The organism is Massilia sp. BGA-UO-ETr-WB1 (assembly GCF_059567845.1).
The window spans coordinates 341,724-361,265 of sequence record NZ_JCAQOT010000021.1; the positions used below are offsets into that span (position 1 = coordinate 341,724).

Consider the following 19,542-nt stretch of genomic DNA (forward strand, 5'->3'; position numbering starts at 1 on the left):
CTTAGACTATCTTTGGTCGTTTGTCGATGACGCGCTTGGCCTTGCCGGTCATGGTGCGTTCGATGCTGTTCGATGCCAGCAGGCTGACGCGGGTGGTGACGCCGACATAGGTCTTGATGGCATGCTCCAGCTCGCGCGCCAGCGCCTCCACCTCGATGGCGGTCAGCTTGCCGGTCAGCTCGGGGCGCAGCTCGCCGATCACGTCCAGCTTGTCCAGGTGGCCGTCGCGGCTCACCACCAGCTGGTATTGCGGCGCCAGCTTCGGCATCTTGCAGATCAGCTCTTCGATCTGGGTCGGGAACACGTTCACGCCGCGGATGATCATCATGTCGTCCGAGCGGCCGGTGATCTTGCCGATGCGGCGCATGGAGCGCGAGGTCGGCGGCAGCAAACGGGTCAGGTCGCGCGTGCGGTAGCGGATGATGGGCAGCGCCTCCTTCGACAGCGAGGTGAACACCAGCTCGCCGTCCGAGCCGTCCGGCAGCACTTCGCCGGTTTCCGGGTCGATGATCTCGGGGTAGAAATGGTCTTCCCAGATCACCGGGCCGTCTTTCGATTCGATGCACTCGCTGGCCACGCCCGGGCCCATCACTTCGGACAGGCCGTAGATGTCCACCGCGTCGATGCCGGCGCGCGCTTCGATCTCGGCGCGCATGGCGTCGGTCCACGGTTCGGCGCCGAAGATGCCCACCTTCAGCGACGACTCCGCCGCGTCCAGGCCCTGGCGCTGGAATTCCTCGATGATGTTGAGCATGTAGGACGGCGTGACCATGATGATCTCGGGCTTGAAGTCCTGGATCAGTTGCACCTGCTTCTCGGTCTGGCCGCCGGACATGGGGATCACGGTGCAGCCCAGCCGTTCGGCGCCGTAGTGCGCGCCCAGGCCGCCGGTGAACAGGCCGTAGCCGTAGGAGATGTGCACCATGTCGCCGGCGCGGCCGCCCGCTGCGCGGATGGAGCGCGCCACCACGTTGGCCCAGGTGTCGATGTCGTTCTGCGTGTAGCCCACCACGGTGGCCTTGCCGGTGGTGCCGCTCGATGCGTGGATGCGCACCACTTTCTCGCGCGGCACGGCGAACAGGCCGAAGGGATAGTTGTCGCGCAGGGTTTTCTTGTCCGTGAAGGGGAACTTGGCCAGGTCGGCCAGCGTCTTCAGGTCGTCCGGGTGCACGCCTTTTTCGTCGAAGGCGGCGCGGTAGTGCGGCACGTTGTCATACGCATGCTTCAGCGTCCACTTCATGCGTTCCAGTTGCAGCGCCTGCAGCTCGTCCTTGCTGGCGCGTTCGATAGGCTCCAGGTCAGCTGGGGCGGGATTGCGTTGAACCATTGCTGTCTCCTCGTATTCGACTCGTATTCTGGTCTTGACCTAACCCTGCCGCGGCGCCACCTCTCCGCTGACGCGGTGCGATTTGCCACGGAACAGGGCGATGATGCGTCCGTCCTGGTTGCTGACCTTGACGTCGTAAATGCCGCTCTTGCCGGCCAGCGCCTGCTCCACGGCTTCCGCCGTCAACAGGTCGTGCTGGCGGCCGGGGGCCAGGTACTCGATCGTGCAGCCGGCGCCCACCGTGTTTTGGTTGTGGCTGTTGCACGCAAACGCGAAGGCGCTGTCCGCCAACGCGAAAATAAAGCCGCCGTGGCAGGTCTGGTGCCCGTTCAGCATGTCCTCCCGCACCGGCATGGTCATGCGCGCGTAGCCGGGCCGGATCTCGGCCAGCAGCATGCCCAGCGCCTGGCTGGCGCGGTCGCGTGCAAACATGGTGTCGCCGGCGGCCTGGGCCAGCGCTTGCGCCTCGGCGGCGCTCAATACTGGTGCATCCTTATGCATGGAACGTCGCTCCCGATGCCTGTTTGCGGCGCAGCAGCGGCGACACGCGGTAGCGGTCTTCGCCGTAGGCGGCTGCGAGGTTGTTCAATACGGTGGCGATGCGCTCGACGCCGACGGCGTCGGCCCAGGCCAGCGGGCCGCGCGGATAGTTCACGCCCTTCTGCATGGCGGTGTCCGCGCCCTGCGCGCTGCACACGCCCTGGTTGACCGCGTCCGCCGCTTCGTTGGCCAGCATGGCCACGGTGCGCATCACGGCCAGGCCCGGCACGTCGTCCAGCTTCGTCACGGCGAAGCCGGCGGCCTGGAACAGGCCCACCACGGCGTTGTACGCCGAAGCGCTGCACTGGTCGGCGGCGGCGATGGCGATGCGGGTGGCTTTGCCGTAGTCCAGCGCCAGGTCGAACACCACGGTGTCCGGGTGCTTGTTGTCGGCCGCGCGCTGGGTGGCGCTGCGGCCGTCGGTCAGGTAGACGGCAGCGCCGTTGCAGTGGAAGGCCGGCGCGTGCTCCTCCACGTTCGCCGCCGCGTGGCCGTACGCCTCGCTGGCCTTGCGCAGCGTGACGGCGATGCCGCGTTCCTGGAAGCGCGCCAGCACGGCGTCCGTCACGGCCGATGCGCCGCTGGCGCCCGGTTCCACGCTGTAGCTCACGTATTCCGGCCTGGCTTGCGCGGCCTCGCTTTGCGCGGGCGGCACCACGGCGCCGTCGCCATAGGCATAGAAGCCACGGCCCGACTTGCGGCCCAGGAAGCCGGCGTTCACCAGCTCCTGCTGGATCACCGATGGCGTGAAGCGCGGGTCGTTGTAATAAGCGCTGAAGACGGACTGGGTGACGGAATAGTTCACGTCGTGCCCGATCAGGTCCATCAGCTCGAATGGGCCCATGCGGAAGCCGCCCGCATCGCGCATCACGGCGTCGATGGTGGCGGCGTCGGCGGCCTGTTCGTTCAGCAGGCGCAGGCCTTCGGCGTAATAGGGGCGGGCCACGCGGTTGACGATGAAGCCGGGCGTGGATTTGGCGTGCACCGGGTTCTTGCCCCAGGCGATGGCCGTGTCGTACACGGTTTCGGCCACGGCAGGCTCGGTGGCCAGGCCGCTGATCACTTCCACCAGCGCCATCAGCGGCACCGGATTGAAGAAGTGCATGCCCACCAGGCGCTGCGGCCGGCGCAGCTTGGCGGCGATGGCGGTGACGGAAATCGACGAGGTGTTGGTGGCCAGGATGCACTCGCCGCCGACGACGCCTTCCAGGTCGGCGAACAGGGAGCGCTTCACGTCCAGGTTCTCGACGATGGCCTCCACCACCAGCGCGGCATCGGCCATGTCGGCCAGGCCGCCGGCGGCTTGCAGGCGCGCGCTGGCGGCTTGCGCGTCGGCGGCCGTCATGCGCCCCTTCTCCACCAGCTTCTGGTAGACCTTGGCGATGTCGGCAATGGCTTTCTGCACCGCCTCGGCGCGCGTGTCGTACAGCTTGACGGTGTGGCCCGCGGCGGCCGCCACCTGCGCAATGCCAGAACCCATGGCGCCGCTGCCGATGACGGCGACGACGCTGGCTTTATCCAGAGCTGCCATTGCTTACTCTCCTTTGAATTCGGGCGTGCGCTTGGCGATGAAGGCGGCCACGCCTTCGCGGTAGTCATGGCTGTAACCCAGCTCGCGCATCATCTCACCTTCCAGCTTGAGCTGCTCGGGCAGCGAGTTGCAGTGGCTGATCTGCAGCGCCTTCTTGGTGAAGGCCAGGCCCTTGGTGGGCGCGGCGGCGAAGTGTTCGGCCATGGCGGCGGCTTCGGTCATCAGCAGCTCGTCCGGCACGGCCTTCCAGATCAGGCCCCACTGCTCGGCGCGGTCGGCGGTGAGTTTTTCGCCCAGCATGGCCAGGCCGGTGGCGCGCGCCATGCCGATCAGGCGCGGCAGGATCCAGGTGCCGCCGGTGTCCGGGATCAGGCCCAGGCGGCAGAACGCTTCCACGAAACTGGCCGATTTGCCGGCGATGACGATGTCGCAGGCCAGCGCCAGGTTGGCGCCCGCGCCTGCCGCCACGCCGTTCACGGCGCAGATGACGGGCATGGGCAGGCTGCGCAGCGTGAGCACCAGCGGGGCGTAGAATTTTTCCACCGAGTCGCCCAGATCCACGCCGTTGGCGCCGGGTTCCACGGCGCGGTCGCCCAGGTCCTGGCCGGCGCAGAAGCCGCGCCCGGCGCCGGTGAGCAGCAGCACGCGCACGGATTTGTCGGCCTGCACCTTGGCCAGCGCGTCGCGCACTTCCAGGTGCATGGCCTGGGTGAAGCTGTTCAGCTTATCCGGGCGGTTCAGCGTCAGCTTGGCGATGCCGCCTTTGATCTCAAACAGAATATTCTCGTAGCTCATGGCGTCTCCTCCAACGTTCCTCTTTATTCGGCCTGGTCGAAATCGACCACCACTTTGTCCGTCACCGGGAAGCTCTGGCAGCTCAGCACGAAGCCGCGCGCGATTTCGTAGTCTTCCAGCGCGTAGTTAACGTCCATGTCCACTTTCCCGTCCAGCACCTTGCAGCGGCAGGTGGAGCACACGCCGCCCTTGCAGGAGTAACGCATGTCGATGCCGGCGCGCAGGCCGGCGTCCAGGATGGATTCCTTGTCGCGCTCCATGGTGAACATGGTGTGGTTGCCGTCCATGACCACCGTCACCTCGGTCAGCCCCGTGCCCACGTCGGCTTGCGCGCGCGGCTTGTGTTGGTGCTTCGGTATGCTGGCCGCGAACAGTTCGATCTTGATGTTCGCCTTCGGCATGCCCGCTTCCTGCAGCGCGGCCGATACGCCGTGCATCATGTCTTCCGGGCCGCAGATGAAGGCGTTGTCGTAGTCCTCCACGCGCACCCAGTGCTGCAGGAACTGCTGCGCCTTCTCTTTCGTGATGCGGCCGTTGAACAGCTCGATGTCCTGCTGCTCGCGGCTCATCACGTAAGCGATGTTCAGGCGCTCGGTGTAGATGTCCTTCAGGTCGGCCAGCTCGTTCTTGAAGATCACCGACGACGAGGCGCGGTTGCCGTAGAACAGCGTGAAGTGGCTGTTCGGTTCCGTCAGCAGCGTGGTCTTGATGATGGACAGGATGGGCGTGATGCCGCTGCCGGCCGCGAAGGCCATGTAGTTCTTGCGGTTGGCGGCGTCCAGCGGCACGTTGAAGTGGCCCATGGGCGGCATCACTTCGATCACGGTGCCCGGCTTGAGCGTGTCGTTGGCCCAGGTGGAGAACATGCCGCCGGGCGTGCGCTTGATGGCCACGCGCAGCGCGCCGTCCTGCACGGCGGAGCAGATCGAGTAGGAGCGGCGCACGTCTTCGGTGTTGATGTGGGTGCGCAGCGTGAGGTGCTGGCCCTGCTGGTATTTGAAGCTTTCTTCCAGTTCGGGCGGCACGGCGAAGGTGACGGCGATGCAGTCGCGCGTTTCGTTGCTCACCTGGGCGACGGACAGCGGATAGAATTTGCTCATAATGGTTATGCTCTCAGTGGCACTTGAAGTAGTCGAACGGCTCGCGGCAGTCGAGGCATTTGTACAGCGCCTTGCACGGAGTGGAGCCGAACTGGCTGGTGTTTTCGGTGTGGCTGGAGCCGCAGTTGGGGCACACCACCTTGGGCCGCGCGATGGCGCCTCTACGCACGCCGGCGGCCAGGTCGGCACTGCCGGACGCGCCGCGCCGCAGACCGCTGATGTCGACCACCTGCTGCGCGGGCGGCGCAATGCCGTAGCCTTTCAGCTTGGCCTTGCCCTCTTCGCTCATCCAGTCGGTGGTCCAGGCGGGCGACAGCTGCGTGCGCAGTTCCACGCGCTCGATGCCGCGCCCGCGCAGCGCATCGGTGACCGCGTCCGCGATCACCTGCATGGCCGGGCAGCCCGAGTAGGTGGGCGTGATGGTGACGGTGCATGCGCCGTCGCCGTCCACCTGCACATCGCGCACGATGCCCAGGTCCACCACCGAGATCACGGGGATCTCGGGGTCGGCCACCTCGGCGAGCCAGGCCCAGACCTGGTCAGCGGTGACGGCGGCGGCCGTGGAAGCAACAGCGGCGGCGTTCACTTACCACTCCGATCCGGGATAGGCGCGCTGCAGGAACTGCATCTCGGCCAGCAGGTAGCCCAGGTGCTCGCTGTGCACGCCCTGCTTGCCGCCCTTTTGCATCCAGGCGTCCGGCGGCGGCATCGTCAAGGTGGCTTCGCCGAAGATGTCGCTCACGTGCGCCAGCCATTGCGCGCGCAGCGGCTCGGAGGCCGGCGCCACGCCTGCGGCCACCATGGCCTGGTCCACAGCGTCGTACTTGAAGAGTTCGCCGGTGTACATCCACAGCTCGTCGGCCGCCGCCTGCGTCTTGGCGCGGCTGACGTCGGTGCCGTCGCCCATGCGCACGATCAGGTCGCCGCTGCGGCGCAGGTGGTAGGTCACTTCCTTCAGCGACTTCTCGGCGATCCCGCGGATGCGCTCGTCGCTGGACTTGGTCAGCGCGCCGATGAAGAAGTAGTGCCAGGTGTCGAACAAGAACTGGCGCATCATGGTGTCGGCGTAGTTGCCGTTCGGCTGCTCCAGCAGCAGGCAGTTCTTGAAGTCGTGCGCGTCGCGGTGGTAGGCCAGCTTGTCCTCGTCGCGGCCGGCGCCTTCCAGTTCGCCGGCGTAGCTGTACCACATGCGGGTCTGGCCCAGCAGGTCCAGCGCCACGTTGGTCAGCGCCATGTCCTCTTCCAGCGCCGGCCCCTTGCCGCACAGCTCGGACAGGCGCTGGCTCAGGATCAGGGCGTTGTCGCCCTGGCGCAGCAGCCAGGAAATTTTATCGTCCATGAGTTTGTCCATGACCGCGTCCCGCTTACAGGTTCTTCACTTCTTCCGGCATCGGGAAGAAGGTGGGGTGGCGATAGACCTTGCTGTTGGACGGCTCGAACAGCGCGTCCTTGTCGGCCGGGCTGCTGGCCACGATGTCGGTGGCGCGCACCACCCAGATGCTCACGCCTTCATTGCGGCGGGTGTACACGTCGCGCGCGTTGTTGACCGCCATGGCGGCGTCGGACGCGTGCAGGCTGCCCACATGCTTGTGCGCCAGGCCGTGCTGGCTGCGGATGAAAACTTCCCACAATGGCCATTCTTTGCTCATCTTATGTCTCCTCAGGCCGCAGCCTTTTCCTCTTTGTGTTTGTCGGCGTAAGCCACCAGCGCGTCGCGGAACCACTCGCCGTCCTCGTAGGCTTTGACGCGGGTGCGCAGGCGCTCGCGGTTGCACGGGCCGTTGCCCTTCAGGACAGCCTGGAACTCGCTCCAGTCGATTTCGCCGAATTCATAGTGGCCGGTTTCGGCGTTGAACTTCAGGTCGGGATCGGGCACGGTCAGGCCCAGGTATTCGGCCTGCGGCACGGTCTGGTCCACCATGCGCTGGCGCAGCTCGTCGTTCGAGAACAGCTTGATGCGCCACTGCGCGGACTGCGCGCTGTTGACCGATTCCGCGTCGGACGGGCCGAACATCATCAGCGACGGCCACCACCAGCGGTTCAGCGCGTCCTGCGCCATGGCCTTCTGCTCCGGCGTGCCCTTGGCCAGCGACATCATGATGTCGTAGCCCTGGCGCGCGTGGAACGATTCTTCCTTGCACACGCGGATCATGGCGCGGGCGTACGGGCCGTAGGAGCAGCGGCACAGCGGGATCTGGTTGATGATGGCCGAGCCGTCCACCAGCCAGCCGATGGCGCCCATGTCGGCCCAGCTCAGGGTGGGGTAGTTGAAGATGCTGGAATACTTGGCTTTGCCGCTGTGCAGGGCCGCCAGCAGCTCGTCGCGCGACACGCCCAGGGTTTCGGCGGCGCTGTACAGGTACAGGCCGTGGCCGGCCTCGTCCTGGATCTTGGCCAGCAGCACGGACTTGCGTTTCAGCGTGGGGGCGCGGGTCACCCAGTTGCCTTCGGGCAGCTGGCCGACGATTTCGGAGTGGGCGTGCTGGGAGATCTGGCGGATCAGCGTTTTGCGGTAGGCGTCCGGCATCCAGTCCTTGGCCTCGATCTTCACGCCGGCGTCGATACGGGCCTGGAACTCGCGCTCCTCGGCGCTCATGTCCTGGTTCGTCTGAACTTTCTTCAGGCCGGTTTCAACCATCTGTGCGTACATGTTCTGTCTCCTCGTTCAAGGTGTGGGACCATATTACGATACAAAAATTCGTTTGCATACTGTTTTTTTGACTCAAATCAAAAAACTGTATCCCTTCGGGGCGTGTTGGTGCCAGAATGTCCAGATGCAGGAAAAATAATGCTGCGCCGAAGCCGCAGCAAAGTAAACTCCCGGCTTGAGAGAAAACCACCCGTGCGCAAGATGAAGACCCTGAACAGCAACGAATGGATAGCCCACTTCCTGGCCAGCGACCCGCCGCGCTCGAAGTCGCTGGTGATGACCATCTTCGGCGACGCCATCGTGCCGCACGGCGGCGTGGTGTGGCTGGGCAGCCTGATCGAGCTGCTGGCGCCGTTCGGCGTGAACGACAGGCTGCTGCGCACCTCCGTGTTCCGGCTGGCGCAGGAAGGCTGGCTGGTGTCGCAGCGCGACGGGCGGCGCTCGTCGTATTCCATCCCGCCGCAATCGCAGGCCCGCCTGGCGCGCGCGCAGCGCCGCGTCTATTCGCCGCTGCACGTGCACTGGGACGGCAACTGGACTCTGGTGATGAGCGGCAACAGCCTGGGCGCGGCGGAACGCGCGCTGCTGCGCAAGGAGCTGGTGTGGGAAGGCTACGGCCTGGTGTCGGCCGGGGTGTTCGGCCACCCGGCGGGCAACCCGGACACGCTGGACGAGCTGCTGGTCCGCACCGGCACGCGCGACAAGCTGTTCATCTGCCACGCGGCCGAGATGCCGGGCGCGCGCAATGGCCGTCCGCTGCGGGAAATGATCGACGAGGGCTGGGACCTGAGCGGCGTGATGGACGGCTACCAGCAATTCATCGCGCAGTTCGAACCCCTGCTGGCATTGCTGCGCGCCGGGCACCAGCCTGAGCCGGAGCAAGCCTTCGTGATCCGTTCGCTGCTGATCCACGCCTACCGCCGGGTGCAGCTGCATGACCCGCAACTGCCGGTGGAGCTGCTGCCCGAGCCGTGGCCGGGCGCCGCCGCCTACGAGCTGGCGCGCGAGCTGTACCGCCTGGTGGCCGGCGCCGCCGAGCAGCACGTGCTGACGGTGCTGCGGCGCGAAGACGACACCACCGCCGAAGCCGGCGCCGCCTTCTACCAGCGCTTCGGCGGGCTGGACTAGCCTTTATAGATGCCGCAGATGATGACCAGGTCGCCGGCCTTCTCCACGTAGGTGGACTTCTTCTCGATGGCTTTGCTCACTGGATTGGGCCACTTGTAATCGACCCAGCCACTGCCCTTGGTGGCGGCCACGTCGAGGAAGGCCTTGATGAAGTGCTTGTCGTCCACGTCCTTCAGGTCGATCATGGGTTTGCCGATCAGCTTGGCGTTGCCGCCGTGCGCCAGGGTCACGCCCTTGGTGTCCAGCACGGCGATATACAGGTCGCGGTCCTTGAACTGGCCGCTGGGGTTGTTAATTTCAGCGAAGGCCTTGTCCCTGCCGTTGGCCGCGATGTAGGCGGCCGCCTTCTTCACCATCGCCACCGCCTCGTCCGCCGACCCCACATTCGCCGCCGACGCAGCCGGCAAGAACGAACAGGCCAGCAAGGCCGCCAACACTACCCGAAACAGCTGCTTCATCTGTGTCCCCTTATCGATATGAAAAAAAAAGCCGCGCGCTGCCCCGGCAGGCGGCCAAGGCAGTGTAGCGCACATTTTCCACAGTGAAAGGATTTGTCAGCGCGGCGCAACAAGCGGGAAGGCTGCGGGATCGCGGATGGCATCTAAGCTCAGCCCTCCTGCCCCGATCCATGGTCGTCTCCTGGTTTGCGCGGCGCGGCCGCACAATGCGGAGGGCCGCAAGCCAAGATAGCAAGCCGGGACGCAGGCCATGTTGATCTGGCTCAGCGAAAGCGCATTTGCCAAGCTAGGGAGCGGGCCAGGGGCGGCGGCCTTCGAACAGGTCCGCCTGCCGCCGCAGGCCGTCGGCCAGCGCGTCCAGCACGGCGCCGATGCGCGCCACGCCGCGCGCGCTGGCATGCGACAGCAGCCACAGGTCGGAACGAAACTGCGGCTGCGGCGGCAGCACGCGCCGCAGCGCCGGGCTGGCGTCGCCAAGGTAGCACGGCAGCATCGCCAGGCCCATGCCCTGCTCGGCCAGCCGCATGACGGCCACGGTGCTGTTGCAGCGCGCGGCGGCGTGGGCCAGCAGGCCGCGCTCCTTCAGCCACTGCATCGACGCCAAGTGCGCAAAACCCTCATCCAGGCACACCCACGGCACACCGGCCAGGCGCGCCTCGTCGACCGGCTCCCACGCCGCCGGCCGGTACACCGTGGTCTCGATGCCGCACACCACGCGGCCCAGCAGATCGTCCGGCGGCTGGCCGCCGGCCCGCAACGCCACGTCGGCCTCGCGCCGCTGCAGGTTGGCCAGGCCGTCCGCGATTTCCAGCTCGACCAGTATCCCGGGCGCAGTCTGCCGCAGCCTCGCCAGCACCGGCGGCAACACGCCCGGCAGCATGGTTTCAGTCGTGCTCAGCAGGACCCTGCCGCCGACGGCGCCGTCGGGGCCGGCCGAGCCGGAGATGTCGTTCAGGCGTTGCGCAATATGCTCGGCCAGCTCCAGCAATTCAGCCGCCGCCGCCGTGGCGCGGTAGCCCTGGCGGCTGCGCTCGAACAGCGTCGCCCCCAGGGTTTGTTCGATGGCCTGGATGCGGCGGAACACGGTCGGATGGCTGGTGCCCAGCAGCGCCGCCGCCTGCGACAGCGAGCCGGTCTTGGCCACCGCGTGCAGCACATGCAAATCGCCCCATCCCAGTTTGTCGCTGCCTGCCATATCCACCCTTTGTGTTGTTCACCGGTGAACGCGCGCATTGCATGGCGCGCCTTTCGCCGCCATGGCGCGCGCCGCACAATGGCGGCACCAACCCACCGGAGACGCGCAATGTATCACACCAGTATTTTCCGCCCAGCCGACCTGCGGCCGATCGAAGACCTCGTCAAGCGCCACCCGCTCGCCATGGTGGTCAGCCATGGCGACAGCGGCTCGCAGGCCACCCCGCTGCCGCTGGTGCTGCAGCGTACTGGCAGCGGCGAACTGGAATTCATCGGCCACATGTCGGCGCACAATCCACAGCTGGCCGGCCTGCGCCAGGCGGGACGGGCCTTGCTGGTGTTCACCGGCGCCCAGGGCTACATCTCTTCCGCCTGGCTGCGCGACCGCCGCAACGCGCCCACCTGGAACTACGAAATGGCGCAATTCGACGTCGACCTGGAATTCGGCAGCGGCGCCGAGGCCACGCGCGCGGCCCTACAGGCCCTTGTCGACCAGATGGACGCGGGCGAGGAATGCCCGTGGCGGCTAGAGGAAAGCCCGCGCTACGACGTGCTGAGCCAGCACATCGTGCCCTTCCGCGCCCACGTGCGCACGGTGCAGGGACAATTCAAGCTGGGCCAGGGCGAATCGCCCGACGTGCTGGCCGACAGCATGCGCGGCCTGCTGCGCCATGGCGGCCATGGCAGCCTGGAGCTGGCCGCCGCCATGGCCGCATGGCATCAGCTGGACTTGCCGCTGCACGCAGCCGCGTAAGGATCGGCAAGAAGCTGCGGCGCCGTCAATAGAAGCGCACACCCGGCCTCAGCAGCACGTGGAAGACCAGCAAAAGACCCGCAACCGCGCAAAACGGCCAGGCAATCGACTCCGCTGCGGCCGTGCTGCCAGTTGCCCTGCTGGAGCGCCAGGCTCCGGCCTGCATCCAAACCAGGCCGGCGATGGTCACCACCACCGGCACCACGACTACTTCCGTCCAATCCCTTGGGATACGGAACAGGAAAATCGCAGGGAGCGCAAGCAGGGCCGGCAGCACCGCGACCTCTAACAGGAACAGGTTGCGCCCTCTGGAGCTGGCGATACGGTCCGCGTGGCCAACCTTATCAAGCAAAAGAAGCCGCAGCCAGCCGGCAAACAGCGGGATAGCGGCAAGCGCAACCACCGCCGCGATCACTTTGGCGGCGTCAGCCATACCCAGGTACACCATCGCCATCCCCAGATCGCTCTGGGTGCTGACGGCACCGATGGCCACCTGCGGCAACGCCATGAATATGCCGCTGTAAGCCATCCAGAACAGGGACAGGCGCGCGGCAGCCGATTTGCCGGCGCCTCGCCACAACAGCCATGCGCAAACACCGCCCGCCAGCAAGGTCGCCAGCGCGCCCGTGCCCTGGAACAGGCTTGCCAGCGGGTTGTCGCCCTCCCAGCGGTGGTTGTTGTGAAAGAGGGTCGCGCGCAAGCCAGGCGTGAGGGCCTTGGGCAGCACCAGGAACAACTCCTGGATGAAGAAGGTCAGGTTGAAAGCGAAGACGTACAGCAACGCCGACATCAGCGTCCATCTCCAGCGCCATCGCGCGCTGCGGCCAGGCGCGGCGGACGACCGGGCGCGGCGCGCCTTGAACCATCCGGCCAGCCCCAGCGCCGCCGGCCCGGCGAGGACGGCCAGCAGCACGGCGATGCCGATGAGATGCCCCCCGGTCATGGCGAAGCGTCCTGCAGCGCCACTACCTGCGGCCGGCGTTGATCAGGTAGTTCTGCATGGTGGCTTCGGCCACCGAGGCCCACTGGTTCTGGTCCTGGCGGAACTTCTTCCACGGCTCGTAGATCTTCTTGAACTTGGCGTTCTTGGCCGCTTCCTCTTCCATCACGGCGGCCGACAGCTTGTACGACGCGTCCATGATCTCTTTCGAGAAGGTATGCAGCTTGGCGCCGTTCTTCAGCAGGCGCGCCAGCGCGGCCGGGTTCTTGGTGTCGTACTCGGCCTGCATGATCACGTGGCACTCGTAGCTGGCGCACTCCACCGCCGCCTGGTATTCCTTGGGCAGCTTTTCCCATTCCTTGATGTTGATATAAAACGACAGTTGCGGCCCGGCCTCCCACCAGCCCGGCGCGTAGTAGTGCGGCGCCACGCGCTGCAGGCCCAGCTTTTCATCGTCGTACGGGCCCACCCACTCGGCCGCGTCGATGGTGCCCTTTTCCAGCGAGCCGTAGACGTCGCTGGCCGGAATCTGCTGCGGCACCGCGCCCATGCGCTCCATCACGCGGCCGGCGAAACCGGCGATGCGGATCTTCAGGCCCTTCATGTCCGCCACCGTTTTCACTTCCTTGCGGTACCAGCCGCCCATCTGCGTGCCGGTGTTGCCGGCCATGAAGTTGATGATGCCGTAGCCCTTGTAGAACTCGCGCATCAGCTCGCGGCCGCCGCCCTGGTCGTACCACGCGGTCTGCTGGCGCGAGGTCAGGCCGAACGGCACCGCGCAGTCGAAGCAGAACGCCGGATCCTTGCCGAAATAGTAGTAGGACGGCGTGTGGCCCATTTCCACCGTACCGGCCTGCACCGCGTCCATCACCTGCAGGCCCGGCACGATTTCGCCCGCCGCGTGCTGGCGGATGGTGAACTTGCCGCCGGTGAGCTCGGCCACGCGCTTGCAGAAGTGGTCGGCCGAGGCGTAGATGGTGTCCAGGGTCTTGGGGAAGCTCGAGGCCAGCCGCCAGCTGACGGCGGGCTGCGCCTGGGCCAGCGCCGGGGCCACGGCCAGCGCGCTGGCGCCAGCGCCCAGGGTGGCATTTTTCAGGAAGGAACGACGCTGCATAAGTTCAGTCTCCGGTGTTGTTTTGGTAGGGAAGCCCGGCCTAGTGTATGACTGAATTAACAAGCTTGCAATCCCAAGCTTGTCCATAAAACTAGTATCATGTCGCACACCCGATACTTTTACCCATCAGGACCGAAGCATGCCCATCAAAATCAGCCACCAATTCGATGCTGGCGCCATCGACGTTCTGCGCGCGGACGACCCCTCCGCGATCGACCTGAACATCCGCAAAGACTCCGCTGCCGACATCATCCAGTGGTTCTACTTCCGCGTGCAGGGCGCCAAGGCGACCCCGCTGACCATGAACTTCCTGAACGCCGGCCAGGCCGCCTATCCGGACGGCTGGAAGGACTACCAGGCCGCCGCCAGCTACGACCGCGAAACCTGGTTCCGCGTGCCCACCTCGTACGACGGCAAGACCATGGTCATCGAGCACACGCCGGAATACGACAGCGTCTACTACGCCTACTTCGAGCCCTACTCGTGGGAACGCCACCTGGCCCTGCTGGACAACGCCCAGCTGAACGACTACGTGCGCGTGGAAGACCTGGGCAGCACCATCGACGGCCACGACATGAACCTGATGGTGATCGGCGAGCCGGAAGACGGCAAGCCGAAGGTATGGGTAATCGCGCGCCAGCACCCGGGCGAGACCATGGCCGAATGGTTCGTGGAAGGCATGGTCGACGCCCTGCTGGACGTGGCCAACCCGTTCGGCCGCCAGCTGCTGCAGGAAGCGGTGTTCTACGTGGTGCCGAACATGAATCCGGACGGCTCGGTGCGCGGCAACCTGCGCACCAACGCGGCCGGCGCCAACCTCAACCGCGAATGGCTGAACCCGACCATGGAGCGCAGCCCGGAAGTGTTCCTGGTGCTAAACAAGATGAAGGAAGTGGGCTGCGACCTGTTCCTCGACATCCACGGCGACGAAGGCCTGCCTTACGTGTTCACGGCCGGCAGCGAAGCGCTGGAAAGCTGGAGCAAGGCCGACGCGGCGCGCCAGCAGCGCTTCGTGGAGGACTTCAAGATCGCCAGCCCGGACTTCCAGGACGAATTCGGCTACGGCGAAAGCCCGCTGACGCCGGAAACCCTGACCATGGGCTCGCCGCACATCTCGCACGCCTTCGGTTGCCTGTCGCTGACCCTGGAAATGCCGTTCAAGGACAACGCCAACGACCCGGACCCGGTCACCGGCTGGGACGGCGCCCGCAGCGCCCGCCTGGGCGCGGCCATCCTGCAACCGGTGCTGATGTCGCTGCGCGCCAACGGTTAAGGCGCAATAACGCGATATTTCTTCCGCATCCCCACGGCGGAATTGAAAATAGGCAACGTTCCTATTACCATACTGCCAAAGTGGAAAAGCCCGCCCTGAGCGGGCTTTTTCTTGTGCAAACATTACCCAACCGGCAATCAACATGACTCAACGGCTCCGCCCGTCTCCTGCTTTTCTGCGCCTGCTCGGCACTGCCCCCTTCCTGCTCGGCACCATCCAGGCCTACGCGGCGGATGAACCCGTCAAGCCCGCCAAAGAAACCATGCAGAAGGTGGAGATCAAGGGCGCGGCGGAAACCTATGATGCGCGCCGCAACGACACCGCCACCAAGATCGTGGTGACGCAGGAGGAAATCCTGAAGAACGGCGACACCACCATCGGCGAGGTGCTCAAGCGCCTGCCGGGCATCACCGTGGGCGGCGTGCAGGGACGCGGCGGCGACATCCGCATGCGCGGCCTGGGCAGCGGCTACACGCAGATCATGCTGAACGGCGAACCGGCGCCGCCCGGCTTCTCGCTCGATTCGCTGTCGCCGGACATGATAGAACGCATCGAAGTGATGCGCGCGGCCACGGCCGAGTTCAGCACCCAGGCCATCGCCGGCGGCATCAACATCGTGCTGAAGAAAGCCATCGTCACGGCCCAGCGCGAAATCAAGGTGGGCCTGCAGGACGACAACGGAAAGCTCGGCACCAACACCAACTTCCAGATCTCCGACCGCAAGGGGGCCATCTCCTACGCGGTGGGCGGCGGCGTCACCTACGGCAAGTTCAACCGCCCGGCCGAGATCGTCACCACCGGCACCACCCCGGCCGGCGAACAGAACCTGCTGCGCCGCACCGAGCAGACCAGCCAGGGCTCGTTCCGGGCGCTGAACCTGTCGCCGCGCGTCAACATCAACCTCGGCCCGAACGACATCGTCACCTCGCAAAGCTTCGTCAACGTGAACCGCTTCCGCGGCGACACGGACGAGCGCGTGAACACGCTGCAGGGCAAGCTGCCGCGCTACAGCGCCACCGGCGTGGACATCGATTCCGAGGTGGCCCTGCTGCGCACCGACCTGACCTGGACCCGCAAGCTGGCCGCCGGCGCCAAGCTGGAAGTGAAAGGCGGCGCCAACTACAACAAGCGCTCCACCGAGGCGCCCGCGCTGCAATACTTCGCCAACAATGTGCTGGCGGTGGACCGCCTGGTCACGTCCGACTCCACCGACAAGGGCTTCACCACCACCGGCAAATACTCCACGCCGCTGTTCGAAGGCCACGCGCTGGCCACCGGCTGGGACGCCGGCTACAGCAAGCGCGACGAAGACCGCATCCAGCGCGAAAGCAGCCCGATCGGCGCGCCGGTGTCGGACCTGGACCAGGTCTACAACGCCGAAGTGCAGCGCCTGGCCCTGTACGCGCAGGACGAATGGACCATCACGGACCGCTGGTCGGTGTACTTTGGCCTGCGCTGGGAAGGCATCGAAACCACCAGCGAAGGCAACGACTACGCGCCGGTGAGCAACAAGTCCAGCGTGTGGAGCCCGCTGTTCCAGACCTTGTGGAAAATCCCCGGCAGCAAGGCCGACCAGGTGCGCCTGGGCGTGTCGCGCACCTATAAGGCGCCCGGCGTGAACAGCCTGATCCCGCGCCGCTTCGCCTCCAACAACAACACCGCCACCAGCCCGGACCAGACCGGCAACCCGCTGCTGAAGCCTGAACTGGCATGGGGGCTGGACCTGGCGTTCGAGCACTACCTGCCGGGCGGCGGCCTGATGACGGCCAGTACCTTCGTGCGCCGCATCAAGGACATCACGCGCCAGCAGGTGGCGCTGATCGACGGCCTGTACGTGTCGCGCCCCATGAACGCCGGCACCGCCAACACGCGCGGCATCGAACTGGAAGCCAAGCTGCCGCTGCGCTCCATGTACCCGAAGGCGCCGGCGATTGAAATGCGCGCCAACCTGTCGCGCAACTGGTCCGACCTGGACTCCGTGCCCGGCCCGAACAACCGCCTGGACCAGCAGACCCCGGTCAGCGGCACGGTCGGCGCGGACTGGAAACTGGACACCTTGCCGCTCACGCTGGGCGGCAGCTTCAGCTTCCAGAGCGGTGGCCCGGTGCGCATCTCGGAGAAGCAGTACGCCTACACGATACCGAAGCGTTCGCTGGACCTGTACGGCCTGTGGAAATTCAATCCGAAGAACCAGCTGCGCATCTCGCTGGCCAACGCCCTGCACCAGGACAACTACAGCGAATCGACCTTCGTCGAAGCCACCGGCACGCTGCGCGACGGCACCATCACCCCCACCACCGCCGTAGTGCGCGCGCTGATGGAAATGAAGTTCTGATGTAGCACAAACCCGCCGCAAGTTTACGCTTGCGGCGGAGTCCGCCTGAGCAGATCATGGTCTCCCGAGCCTAGCCAGGAGCCCGCTATGAAAACGTTGCGCCTTTTCCCTTTGCTGCTGTGCCTTGCCGCCTGCAGCATGCCCTACCGGCCCGCACAGATCATGGAGCCGGGCGCCACCTTCCCCGGACTGGCCCATTTCGTCACGCAAACGCCCGGCCACCAGGTCGACGTGCTGCTGGTGCACGGCATGTGCACGCACGACGCCAGCTGGGCCACGGAGACCGTGCAGCAGCTGAGCAGCGCGCTGGCCGCCAACCTGCCGCCGCCCGCCTCGGCCGCGGCCAGGGCCGGTGTTGAGCCCGGCGCTGGGCAGATCGAGATCATCCCCGCCACCGTGCCCGCCGGCGACGGCGCGATCCGCTTCCAGTCGCTGATCTGGTCGCCGCTGACCACGCCGCTCAAGCAGCAGCTGTGCTACGACCAGACCGACAAGTCGCCCATCTGCCAGGGCAGCCCGCCCTATACGCCGCAGCGCGCCAGCATCAACGCCAGGGTGAAGGATCTGCTGATGGACGACTGCCTGCCGGACGCGCTGATCTACCAGGGCGAAGCGCGCGGCCAGATCCAGCAGCGCATGCGCGACGCGGTGCTGCGCGCCACGGCCGGCTCGGCGCCGGACGCGCCGCTGGTGGTGATCTCGGAAAGCCTGGGCAGCAAGATACTGTTCGACACGCTGAGCAGCATGCTGGACGAGCGCGGCGCCACGCCGGACGCCAAGCGGGCCGCCGACGCCGCCCAGCAGACGCTGGACCGCATGGCCTACCTGGTGATGGCGGCCAACCAGATCCCCATTTTGGGCCTGGCCGACCAGGGCTTGCCGCTGGAAGTGGGCCGCCGCGCGCTGCCGCAGGACAGCCTGCAGCGCGTGCTGGAGCGGCGCAGCGCGCGCGGCGCCAGCGACGCAATGGCCGCGCCGGCATCCATCGCGGGCCTGACGCTGGTCGCGTTCACGGACCCGAACGATCTGCTGTCCTACACGCTGCAAAAGGAAAAATACGAACGCCCGGGCGTGGCGGTGCACAACGTGCTGGTATCCAACGCCCGCACCTGGTTCGGCGCCTTCGAAAATCCCATCGACGCCCACGTGCGCTACCTCGACAACCCCGACGTCGGCCGCCTGATCGCCTGCGGCCAGCCCCAAAGCCCCCTTTGCCGATAAGCAAAATGGGGTCAGGGTTAATTAATTTTGCAACTAGTTGCAAAATTAATTAACCCTGACCCCATTTGTCTTTACGGAATGAGATTACTTGCCGCGGCCGGCGCTGATGAGGAAGTTTTGCATCGTCGCTTCGGCCACCGAGGCCCACTGGTTCTGGTCCTGGCGGAACTTTTTCCATGGCTCGTAGATCTTGGCGAACTTTGCGTTGCGCGCGGCTTCTTCGTTCATCACGTCGTTGGCCGCCTTGTAGCAGGCGTCCATCATGTCTTTCGGGAAGTTGCGCAGCTTGACGCCGCTCTTCAGCAGCCGCGCCAGCGCGGTCGGGTTGCGGAAGTCGTATTCGGCCTGCATCACCACGTGCGCTTCGTACGAGGCGCATTCAATCGCGGCCTGGTATTCCTTGGGCAGCTTTTCCCATTCCTTGATGTTGACGTAGAACGAGAACGAGGCGCCCGCTTCCCACCAGCCCGGCGCGTAGTAGAACGGCGCCACTTTGTGGAAGCCGAGCTTTTCGTCGTCGTACGGGCCGACCCATTCGGCCGCGTCGATGGTGCCCTTTTCCAGCGCCGGGTAGATGTCGCCGCCGGCCAGCTGCTGCGGCACCAGGCCCAGGCGCTCGAGCACCTTGCCGGCGAAGCCGCCGACGCGCATCTTGGTGCCTTTCAGGTCGGCCACGGATTTGACTTCCTTGCGGAACCAGCCGCCCATCTGGGTGCCGGAATTGCCGCCCAGGAAGTTGATGATGCCGTAGCCTTTGAAGAATTCACGGGTCAGCTCGCGGCCGCCGCCCTGGTCGTACCAGGCGGTGTGCTGGCGCGAGGTCAGGCCGAACGGCACCGCGCAGTCGAAGGCGAAGGTGGCGTCCTTGCCGAAGTAGTAGTAGGAGGCGCTGTGGCCGCACTCGACCGTGCCGGCTTGCACCGCGTCCATCACCTGCAGGCCGGGGACGATTTCGCCGCCGGCAAACGAGCGGATGTTGAATTTGCCGCCGGTGAGCTGGGAGACGCGCTTGGTGAAGGTGTCGGCGGCGCCGAAGATGGTGTCCAGCGATTTGGGGAAGCTGGACGCCAGGCGCCAGTTGATGGTGGGCAGCGACTGCGCCAGGGCCGGGGCGGCGATTACGCCTGCGGTGGCGCCGACTGCGGCCTTGGTAATGAATGAACGGCGTTCCATACATTGTCT

19 protein-coding genes are annotated in these 19,542 nt (G+C 66.0%); 5 read left to right on the forward strand and 14 right to left on the reverse strand.

Translation table 11 applies throughout. The annotated features are described in order from the left end of the window. Position 1 precedes the first annotated feature (1 nt). From paaK to paaA, 9 genes are read right to left on the reverse strand one after another with little or no spacing between them, the layout of a single operon-like run. On the reverse strand, positions 2-1,327 hold the full coding sequence (gene paaK / locus AC56DV_RS06230; protein ID WP_496313430.1) for a phenylacetate--CoA ligase PaaK: 1,326 nt from the start codon (positions 1,325-1,327) through the stop codon (positions 2-4). 39 nt (positions 1,328-1,366) lie between these two features. Further along, positions 1,367-1,828: a hydroxyphenylacetyl-CoA thioesterase PaaI gene (paaI, locus tag AC56DV_RS06235; RefSeq protein ID WP_496313431.1), complete on the reverse strand. Its 462-nt coding sequence runs from the start codon at positions 1,826-1,828 to the stop codon at positions 1,367-1,369. Next, positions 1,821-3,398, reverse strand: a complete 1,578-nt coding sequence (gene paaH / locus AC56DV_RS06240; protein WP_496313432.1) for a 3-hydroxyacyl-CoA dehydrogenase PaaH — start codon at positions 3,396-3,398, stop codon at positions 1,821-1,823. The genes paaI and paaH overlap by 8 nt, the downstream gene beginning before the upstream one ends. A gap of 3 nt (positions 3,399-3,401) precedes the next feature. Then, complete coding sequence (gene paaG / locus AC56DV_RS06245) at positions 3,402-4,193, reverse strand: 2-(1,2-epoxy-1,2-dihydrophenyl)acetyl-CoA isomerase PaaG (protein ID WP_496313433.1); 792 nt, start codon at positions 4,191-4,193, stop codon at positions 3,402-3,404. A 23-nt stretch (positions 4,194-4,216) separates the two neighbouring features. Continuing rightward, positions 4,217-5,293: a 1,2-phenylacetyl-CoA epoxidase subunit PaaE gene (gene paaE / locus AC56DV_RS06250; RefSeq protein ID WP_496313434.1), complete on the reverse strand. Its 1,077-nt coding sequence runs from the start codon at positions 5,291-5,293 to the stop codon at positions 4,217-4,219. Between the two features lie 13 nt (positions 5,294-5,306). Beyond that, positions 5,307-5,879: a 1,2-phenylacetyl-CoA epoxidase subunit PaaD gene (gene paaD, locus AC56DV_RS06255; protein WP_496313435.1), complete on the reverse strand. Its 573-nt coding sequence runs from the start codon at positions 5,877-5,879 to the stop codon at positions 5,307-5,309. After that, positions 5,880-6,644 carry a 1,2-phenylacetyl-CoA epoxidase subunit PaaC gene (gene paaC / locus AC56DV_RS06260; protein WP_496313436.1) on the reverse strand — a complete coding sequence of 255 codons (765 nt, stop codon included), beginning with the start codon at positions 6,642-6,644 and terminating at the stop codon, positions 5,880-5,882. It lies immediately after the preceding gene. Positions 6,645-6,657: 13 nt separating this feature from the next. Further along, complete coding sequence (paaB, locus tag AC56DV_RS06265; RefSeq protein ID WP_496313437.1) at positions 6,658-6,942, reverse strand: 1,2-phenylacetyl-CoA epoxidase subunit PaaB; 285 nt, start codon at positions 6,940-6,942, stop codon at positions 6,658-6,660. Between the two features lie 11 nt (positions 6,943-6,953). After that, positions 6,954-7,943, reverse strand: coding sequence for a 1,2-phenylacetyl-CoA epoxidase subunit PaaA (gene paaA / locus AC56DV_RS06270; RefSeq protein ID WP_496313438.1), 990 nt, complete (start codon positions 7,941-7,943; stop codon positions 6,954-6,956). A 201-nt stretch (positions 7,944-8,144) separates the two neighbouring features. Between paaA and paaX the strand changes: the two genes are divergently transcribed. Beyond that, positions 8,145-9,071: a phenylacetic acid degradation operon negative regulatory protein PaaX gene (gene paaX / locus AC56DV_RS06275; RefSeq protein WP_496313829.1), complete on the forward strand. Its 927-nt coding sequence runs from the start codon at positions 8,145-8,147 to the stop codon at positions 9,069-9,071. Here the strand turns inward: paaX and AC56DV_RS06280 are convergent. Both AC56DV_RS06280 and AC56DV_RS06285 read right to left on the reverse strand, forming a co-directional pair. Further along, positions 9,068-9,529: a cache domain-containing protein gene (locus tag AC56DV_RS06280; RefSeq protein ID WP_496313439.1), complete on the reverse strand. Its 462-nt coding sequence runs from the start codon at positions 9,527-9,529 to the stop codon at positions 9,068-9,070. The genes paaX and AC56DV_RS06280 overlap by 4 nt on opposite strands. A 286-nt stretch (positions 9,530-9,815) precedes the next feature. Continuing rightward, positions 9,816-10,724, reverse strand: coding sequence for a LysR family transcriptional regulator (locus AC56DV_RS06285; RefSeq protein ID WP_496313440.1), 909 nt, complete (start codon positions 10,722-10,724; stop codon positions 9,816-9,818). Between the two features lie 108 nt (positions 10,725-10,832). Between AC56DV_RS06285 and AC56DV_RS06290 the strand changes: the two genes are divergently transcribed. Beyond that, positions 10,833-11,477, forward strand: coding sequence for an FMN-binding negative transcriptional regulator (locus AC56DV_RS06290; protein WP_496313441.1), 645 nt, complete (start codon positions 10,833-10,835; stop codon positions 11,475-11,477). Positions 11,478-11,502: 25 nt separating this feature from the next. Here AC56DV_RS06290 and AC56DV_RS06295 read toward each other — a convergent pair whose 3' ends face one another. Beyond that, the gene (locus AC56DV_RS06295) at positions 11,503-12,420 is read right to left on the reverse strand and encodes a hypothetical protein (RefSeq protein ID WP_496313442.1); all 918 of its coding nucleotides are present in this window, start codon (positions 12,418-12,420) and stop codon (positions 11,503-11,505) included. A 22-nt stretch (positions 12,421-12,442) separates the two neighbouring features. Further along, the gene (locus AC56DV_RS06300; RefSeq protein WP_496313443.1) at positions 12,443-13,531 is read right to left on the reverse strand and encodes a TRAP transporter substrate-binding protein; all 1,089 of its coding nucleotides are present in this window, start codon (positions 13,529-13,531) and stop codon (positions 12,443-12,445) included. A gap of 139 nt (positions 13,532-13,670) precedes the next feature. Here AC56DV_RS06300 and AC56DV_RS06305 point away from each other — a divergent pair, with 139 nt between their 5' ends. From AC56DV_RS06305 to AC56DV_RS06315, 3 genes are all read left to right on the forward strand, one after another. Beyond that, entirely contained in the window at positions 13,671-14,804 is a 1,134-nt protein-coding gene (locus AC56DV_RS06305; protein WP_496313444.1) for a M14 family metallopeptidase, read from the forward strand. Between the two features lie 142 nt (positions 14,805-14,946). Next, complete coding sequence (locus AC56DV_RS06310) at positions 14,947-17,139, forward strand: TonB-dependent receptor plug domain-containing protein (RefSeq protein WP_496313445.1); 2,193 nt, start codon at positions 14,947-14,949, stop codon at positions 17,137-17,139. 87 nt (positions 17,140-17,226) lie between these two features. Then, positions 17,227-18,360: a hypothetical protein gene (locus AC56DV_RS06315; RefSeq protein WP_496313446.1), complete on the forward strand. Its 1,134-nt coding sequence runs from the start codon at positions 17,227-17,229 to the stop codon at positions 18,358-18,360. Between the two features lie 84 nt (positions 18,361-18,444). Here AC56DV_RS06315 and AC56DV_RS06320 read toward each other — a convergent pair whose 3' ends face one another. Continuing rightward, on the reverse strand, positions 18,445-19,533 hold the full coding sequence (locus AC56DV_RS06320) for a TRAP transporter substrate-binding protein (RefSeq protein WP_496313447.1): 1,089 nt from the start codon (positions 19,531-19,533) through the stop codon (positions 18,445-18,447). Positions 19,534-19,542 lie beyond the last annotated feature (9 nt).